This window comes from Arthrobacter sp. 10T413_2 (assembly GCF_056394205.1).
Map to the genome: position 1 here is coordinate 1 of NZ_JBFTHK010000245.1, position 5,095 is coordinate 5,095.

At 67.5% G+C, this 5,095-nt stretch carries 4 protein-coding genes; 1 reads left to right on the plus strand and 3 read right to left on the minus strand.

Annotated features, from left to right (window positions below; translation table 11 throughout):
- The first annotated feature begins 78 nt into the window (after nucleotides 1–78).
- The gene (locus AC1DBQ_RS21605; RefSeq protein WP_476930468.1) at nucleotides 79–546 is read left to right on the plus strand and encodes a DUF6325 family protein; all 468 of its coding nucleotides are present in this window, start codon (nucleotides 79–81) and stop codon (nucleotides 544–546) included.
- A 532-nt stretch (nucleotides 547–1,078) separates the two neighbouring features.
- Here AC1DBQ_RS21605 and AC1DBQ_RS21610 read toward each other — a convergent pair.
- The 3 genes from AC1DBQ_RS21610 to AC1DBQ_RS21620 form a co-directional block, all read right to left on the minus strand.
- On the minus strand, nucleotides 1,079–2,437 hold the full coding sequence (locus AC1DBQ_RS21610; protein ID WP_476930469.1) for a glucose-6-phosphate dehydrogenase: 1,359 nt from the start codon (nucleotides 2,435–2,437) through the stop codon (nucleotides 1,079–1,081).
- Nucleotides 2,434–3,363: an SMP-30/gluconolactonase/LRE family protein gene (locus tag AC1DBQ_RS21615; RefSeq protein ID WP_476930470.1), complete on the minus strand. Its 930-nt coding sequence runs from the start codon at nucleotides 3,361–3,363 to the stop codon at nucleotides 2,434–2,436. Before AC1DBQ_RS21615 ends, AC1DBQ_RS21610 begins: the two co-directional genes overlap by 4 nt.
- Nucleotides 3,364–3,396: 33 nt before the next feature.
- A partial coding sequence (locus AC1DBQ_RS21620) for an FAD-dependent oxidoreductase (protein WP_476930471.1) occupies nucleotides 3,397–5,095 on the minus strand: 1,699 nt, incomplete at its 5' end.

The window sequence follows — 5,095 nt, forward strand, 5'->3', positions numbered from 1 at the left end:
CCTCCCCGGGGGCACAGGATGGAATTGCGGCGGTCCGTCCGATCGCCTTGAACCCAAGGAGAAACGGAGGTCATACGCATGGCTGACACATTCGATGAACTGGGGCCGGTGGACTGGCTCGTCGTGGAGTTYCCSGGTCCCAACTTCGGCAACGGCCAGATCGCCCCGTTCCTGGAGGACCTGGTCCAGCGYGACCTSATCAGGGTGCTCGACATGGTGTTCCTGAGGAAGACCGAGGACGGCACGCTCGAGACGGCGGAGATCTCCGACCTCGACCCGAGCGAGCTCGGCGAGGTGCGCACGGCCGAGGCCGACCTSGCCATGGTGCTCTCCGAGCAGGACGTCATGGACCTGGCCGAGACGATCGCGCCCGGCCAYTCCGCCGCSGTGCTCGTCTGGGAGAACCAGTGGGCGGCCCCGTTCGGCACGGCAGTCCGCAAGGCCGGCGGCCAACTGGTGGCCAGCGGYMGGATCCCGACCCAGGCCGTCATCGCCGCCTTCCAGGCCGACGCCGASKCCTCCGAAGAAACGAAAGAAGGAGCCTGACATGCCACTGGCAGCACGACGCAGGCGCAGGACCGCCRCCGCCGTCGGCGGGGCCRTTGTSGTCGCCCACGGGATTAACCGTCGCGGTGACCGACGTGAGGACCGCCGGGACGACCGCGGCGACCGCCGGGAAGACCGCCGCGACCGCCGCGACTGACACCCACGACGGACACCACAGAGCCGGCTCCCGGCACCCTCAGGTGCGCATGACCCGTCCAGGGTMATGCGCACCGGTCTGATCGTGCGTTCTTGGCCCCGGACCTGTCAAAGTCACCAGTCATTTTCGTCTCGGCAGAGAAGTTCCATGGAATGCACGACGCTGAGAATATCCCTATGACTAAGGACGTCGACGGATCGTCGCAGACGTAGGACGGGTKAGGGAGGCCGGAGTCCCCGCGACCCACAGCACTGCACTCCGCAGGCGGCCGCGCCGGAGGACGGCCGTCCGGTGGTCTTTTTGCCGGTGTCTTGGCAGGCACCGGCGTCGTAACCTCGGGCCGCCAGTGGTGCCGCCGTCGGCGGCCAGGGGAGATCAGGTCGGTGGCGGCGGTGCCTGGCCGGCGGCGTACTCCTGCATCGGGACCAGGCCGGCGGCCCACGCTTTCATGACGGGGTCGATGATGCGCCAGGACTCCTCGGCTTCGTCGCCGCGGATGAACAGCATCGGGTCGCTGTGGAGCATCTGGAGGATCAGGTGGGCGTAGGCGGTGAACTGCGGCKGGGTCGTGGTGGCGTGGAGCTCCCGGACCTCCGCCGTCGTTTCGGGGCCGTTCAGGGTTGTGGAGAGCCGCACGTATGGCTCCTTAAGTCCGATCCTGAGCACATTGGGCTCGACGCCGGGCCACTGGTCTGTGAGGTACCCGGGCAGGGGACGAAAGTGGATGGCGATTTCGGCTGCGTCCTCGGCGAGGGCCTTGCCTGAACGCAGGGTGAAGGGTACGCCCGCCCACCGCGGGTAATTCACCTGTAGGGTCAGGGAGGCATATGTCTCGGTGTTGCGGCCGGGGTCGACGCCGGGTTCGTTGACGTAGGAGGGCACCTGTCTGGTGCCGATGCTCCCTTCGGTGTAGCGCGCGCGGATCGTGTCGCTGCGCATCCGTTGCGCCGTCGGCGTGGCCACAGTGCGGAGCGCTTCCACGCGGACATCCCGGAAGGAACGGGCGTCGATCCGGGCGGGCTGTTCCATGAGGACCAGCGCCATTGCCTCCATGAGGTGGTTCTGCACCATGTCTTTCATGGCCCCTGCGCCGTCGTAATACGTGGCACGGCCCTCGAGCGTCAGGCTCTCCAGCCAGCTGATGTCCACGCTCTCGATGTGCGTCGCGTTCCAKATCGGCTCGAAGACCCGGTTGAGGAACCTGAGGGCGACCACACGGCGGACGAGCTCGCTGGACAGGAAGTGATCGATCMGGAAGATCGTCGGCTCGGGCAACCTGAGGTGCAGGATCTCGTTCAGGTGCCGGGCCGACGCCAGGTCGTTGCCAAAGGGCTTCTCGATGGCCACCGCGTCCGAACTCCGCAGCTTGCTTCCCGCCRGGGCCATTAGGACGGGCTCGGACAGGGACGGGGGCAACGCGAGGTACACCAGGGTGTCGGGCCGGTCATCGCCGAGCAGGCGGCGGACGTCCTCGGCCCGCGTGACGTCGGCGGCCTGGAAAGTGAGCATTTGGATGACAGCTTCACKCGTGGACGCCGGGGCCGTGGAGTGCTGCTCCAGCCCAGCCGCAATGTGCTCGCGAAAGTCTTCGGTTGTCCACTCCGCGTTGGAMGCGCCGACGATCGTAAACCCCGGCGGCAGGAGACCGGCCTCCGCGATTTGGGCGATGGCGGGCAGCAGCAACCGGCTGGTGAGGTCGCCTGAAGCTCCCAGGAGAACCATTCTCTCGATCATGGGGTCGTCTCTTTCTCGATGKGTGCGCCGGGGTGGTGCGCCGGTGCTGGGAGGTCCGCGAGCCGCTCGGAGGGCCGGCCGGCCACGCCGGGGCGGCACCGGAAGATGGCGCCAGCCAAGGGCTGGGTGGCGCGGCTGTGTTCGTCCAGGTCGGTCCATGAGGTGGTGATGTAGAGGTCMTCTCCGTGGGGTCCGCCGAAGGTGACGGAGGTCGGGTTGCTGGTGGGTATCTCGACGGTTCCGTCGAGCGCACCGTCAGGACGGAACCGTCGGACTGCGCCGGCCCGCCCCAGCGCGACCCAGAGCATTCCGTCGTCGTCAACGGTCATGCCGTCCGGCCAGACCTGTTCGTCACTGAAGTCCAGGAAGCGGCGACGACCGGATAGCACGCCGGTGTCCGGCTCCAGGTCGAACACGTCAACGACGCACAGGGCGGTATCGGCGAGGTAGAGCCGCCCCCGCACCTCATCGAAGRCGGGCCCGTTGGAAATGGTCAGGCCGTCTACGACGCAATTGGCCTTGCCTGCCTCGACCCGATACAGCGCGGCACTGCCCGGACGCTTGTCGAACGCCATCGTGCCGACCCACGCCCTTCCACGGCTGTCGACCTTGATGTCGTTTGCGCGGTTCTCCGGCCTGTCCTGCTCGATCGGCACCCTCAGATCCAGCACACCGGTCGACCGGTCGAGGACGACCAACCCCTCAGGAGCTGCCACAACCGGCTCCCCGTGAGCGTCGAGGACCACACCGCCGGGTTGTCCGGCGGTGCTCCAGGAACTGTCGTTGCTGGACTCAGGGTCGAACCGGTGCACTCGCTGCCCGGTGATGTCGACCCACCACAGGGCAGCCGTGGCGGCGTCCCACAGCGGGCCCTCCGCGTGCTKGGCCCGTATGCTCAACGCGACGTCGACCGGCGTGTCACCCATGACGCGTACCTGCCCTTCACCCGGTTCGGCGGTTTAAATGTTTTCGAGGGCCCCGGGCAGCCGGGACAGATCGTCCTCAGCGTGGGCCACCATCGGCATGCCGCCGTGGCCCACGGTCAGGGGCGTCCGGTGATAGCCGTGGTAGGTCATCATCCCGCCGGAAAGCATGGCCACGTCCCGGAACCCGCTCTGCTTCAGGACGCAGTAGGCGATGTAGCTGCGGAACCCCGAGCGGCAATACGTGTAGACGGGCTTGTCGCGAGGCACCTCGTCAAGACGCTGGCGCAGCTCCGTGTAGGGGACGAGGATCGCTCCGGGGATGTGCCAGGCGTCGTACTCCGCCTGGGTACGGGTATCGAGAATGGTCACCCGGTCGGCGCATTCCGGGAACTCCTCGGGGTAGCAGAGGTCCACGTCGCCGCGCAGCAGGTTGGCGCCGATGAAGCCCGCCATGTTCACGGGGTCTTTCGCCGCACCGTACGGCGGGGCGTAGGCAAGTTCCAGATGCTCCAGATCGTAAATCGTCATCCCGGCGCGCAACGCGACTGCAAGGACGTCGATGCGCTTGTCGACGCCGTCCCAGCCGAGCACCTGCCCGCCCAAAAGCTTCCCGTCGGCCGGTGCGAACAGCACCTTCAGGAACAGTGGCGCGGTKCCGGGGTAGTACGCCGCATGGCCGTTCTGGTGGGTGTAGACCTTGCGGTACTCCATTCCCGCGGCGCGCAGCTCGGTCTCGGTCATGCCGGTGCCCCCGGCGGTCATCTCGAACACCTTGACGATAGCCGTCCCCTGCGTGCCGCGGTATGAACTGCTCCGGCCGGCGATCGTCTCCGCCGCGATCCGGCCTTGCCGGTTCGCCGGGCCTGCCAGCATCGAGAGCACCGGCTGGCCCGTGAGGAAGTGGGCGGTCTCCACGGCGTCACCGGCGGCGAGGACGTCGGGCGCGGAGGTGCGCATCTGCGCGTCGACGACGATGCCRCCGCGGGGGCCGATTTTCAGGCCGGCGTCCCGGGCCAGCGCCACGTTCGGGCGGGCACCGGATGCCATGACCACGACGTCGGCCTCCAGGGACGTGCCGTCGGAGAGGTCGAGCACCAACCGGTCGTTCTCCGTGCGGCGCACCGCCAACGCGGAGGTGCCGAGCCGAAGGTCCACGTCCTGGGTGCTGACGTGGTAGTCCAGGATCCGGGTCATCTCGGGGTCAAGCCACGGCATCAGCCGTTCAGTTCGCTCAACGACTGTCGTCTGCAACCCGCGAGCCCGGAACGCCTCGGTGAGTTCCAGCCCGATGTAGCTGCCGCCTACGACCACGGCGCTGGATGCCCCACTGTCCAGATGAGCAATGATCTGGTCCATGTCCGGGATGTTGCGCAAAACGTCGACCCGGGGGTCGTCCGCGCCCGGGATGGGAGGCCGGACCGGTTCCGCACCGGTGCATAGTACGAGCTTGTCGTAGGATTCCCGGTACGTCCGCCCATGTTCGTCGTCCTGAACCTCGACCTCCTTGGCGTCCAGATCGATGCGGACCACGTCTTGTCCGGTCCGGACGTCGAGCGCCAGGCTCTTGGCCAGGCTTTCGGGGGTCTGGAGCAGGAGGCTGCCGCGCTCGGGGATCGCCCCGCCGATGTGGTACGGCAGTCCGCAGTTGGCGAATGAGACGTAGTKGTCACGCTCGAGAATGACGATCTCGGCCGACTCATCGAGTCGTCTCAGGCGTGCCCCTGTCGACGCA